Origin of the sequence: Burkholderia sp. LK4 (assembly GCF_001043615.1) — a bacterium.
Classification (GTDB): domain Bacteria; phylum Pseudomonadota; class Gammaproteobacteria; order Burkholderiales; family Burkholderiaceae; genus Burkholderia; species Burkholderia cepacia.
Window position 1 is genome coordinate 1 of sequence record NZ_LDUL01000150.1, and the last position, 1,967, is coordinate 1,967.

Sequence of the window (1,967 nt, forward strand, 5' to 3'; positions counted from 1 at the left end):
TCGCGTCGAGCAGCGCGATGTCCTGCGGCGTCGTGACGATCACCGCGCCCGTGACGGGCACGCGCTGCGCGAGCGTGAGCTGGATGTCGCCCGTGCCGGGCGGCATGTCAACGATCAGGTAGTCGAGCTCGCGCCAGTTGGTCTGGCGCAGCAACTGCTCGAGCGCGGAGGTCGCCATAGGGCCGCGCCATACCATCGGGTTGTCTTCCTCGATCAGGAAGCCGATCGAGTTCGCCTGCAGCCCGTGGCCGACGAGCGGGTTCATCGACTGGTTGTCGGGGGACTCGGGGCGCTGGCCGTGGATGCCGAGCATCGTCGGCAGCGACGGGCCGTAGATGTCGGCGTCGAGGATGCCGACCGACGCGCCTTCGGCGGCGAGCGCGAGCGCGAGGTTGACGGCCGTCGTGCTCTTGCCGACGCCGCCCTTGCCCGATGCGACCGCCACGATGTTCTTCACGTTCGGCAGCAGTTTCACGCCACGCTGCACCGTATGCGCGACGATCTCCTGCGACACGGCGACGCGCGCGTCGCGCACGCCGGGCACGGCCTGGAGCGCCGCGGTGACGCGTGCGCGCACGTCGTCGTGCTGGCTGCGCGCGGGATAACCGAGCACCACGTCGAGCGCCACGACGTCGCCGTCGATCGCGACGTTGCGCACGCCCTTGTTCGCCGCATACGGACGGCCGGTATTGGGGTCGACGACAGCCGCCAAAGCGGCGTCGACTTGTGCCCGGTCAATGCTCATCGAAACTCCGTGAAAACGTTTTTCTCGCGCGCAAACGTCAAAAAATATCAAATTACGCTGCGAAAATCGGGAAAAGTGAAAGAATCTGTTGCACGCCATTGCGCGAACGCGCGACCCGGCGCACTCTTCGCCTGCGGCATGCTATGGGGCCAAATCGGCCGCCAACCGCCTATATTGTAGAGGCTGACGCGTCGCCCTGCCCGAACAGCCACGCTGACGGACAGGGCATGCGGCCACCTCGGCGGCTGCCGCTGGCGCAGGCCTGCCCTCCTTTTTCGGGCGGCCCGCGCGTGGAGCCGTAACTGTTGTCGTCGTTGTCGACTCGTTCAACCAAGAGAGGAATCCAAGATGAACATGAAAATCGCGACCCGTCTGTCCGTCTTCGCATTGGCCGGCGCACTGCTGGCAGGCTGCGCCACGCAGCAAGGCAACAACACGGCCGTCGGTACCGGCACGGGTGCGGCGCTGGGCGCAGGCATCGGCGCGCTGGCGGGCGGCGGCAAGGGCGCGGCGATCGGCGCGGGCGTCGGCGCACTGGTCGGCGGCGTGACGGGTTACAACTGGCAGGCGATCAAGAACAAGCTCGCGCCGTCGGCAGCCAAGACGGGTACGCAGGTGACCGAGCAGCCGGACGGCTCGCTGAAGCTGAACGTGCCGAGCTCGGTGACGTTCGCGACGAACCAGTACGCGATCACGCCGGCCTTCACGCCGCTGCTGAACGACCTGGCGACGACGCTGAACCAGAACCCGCAAGTGACGGCATCGATCGTCGGCTACACGGACAGCACGGGTTCGCAGCAGCTGAACCAGACGCTGTCGCAGAACCGTGCGCAGAGCGTCGTGAACGCGCTCGTGCAGCGCGGCGTCGCCGGCGGCCGCCTGTCGGCACAGGGCATGGGCCCGTCGAACCCGATCGCGGACAACGCGACGGAAGCCGGCCGCGCACAGAACCGCCGCGTCGAAATCTACCTGCGCGCAGCACAGGCGCAGTAAGCGCACGACGAGGGGAAGGCGCGGGCCCGCCGCCCGCGCAGCCCCGCCGGACAAGGCTTCCGGCGGAGCCGGTAACAAATCGAAAAAATTTTCGAACTTCTGTCGCAGGCCGTGGTCAGTATTTACGGTACGCGGCTGGTGTTGCCGGCGCGTCACCATTCTCCTCTTGTCGTTGTTGCTCCGGGGCCGTATCCGCCCCGGTTTTTTTTGCCCGCGGAATTCGTGCTGC

2 protein-coding genes are annotated in these 1,967 nt (G+C 67.0%); one reads left to right on the top strand and one right to left on the bottom strand.

All coding sequences use genetic code 11. From position 1 onward, the window contains the following. On the bottom strand, positions 1–745 hold a 745-nt coding region (locus VK92_RS38455; protein WP_048468250.1), incomplete at its 3' end, for a P-loop NTPase. A gap of 348 nt (positions 746–1,093) precedes the next feature. Here VK92_RS38455 and VK92_RS38460 point away from each other — a divergent pair. Continuing rightward, entirely contained in the window at positions 1,094–1,738 is a 645-nt protein-coding gene (locus tag VK92_RS38460; RefSeq protein ID WP_021163796.1) for an OmpA family protein, read from the top strand. The last annotated feature ends 229 nt before the right edge of the window (positions 1,739–1,967 follow it).

What these genes read in the sequence shown, in the direction of transcription:
- VK92_RS38460 (WP_021163796.1), top strand. Translation starts at nt 1,094, where the DNA reads ATGAACATGAAAATCGCGACCCGTCTGTCCGTCTTCGCATTGGCCGGC.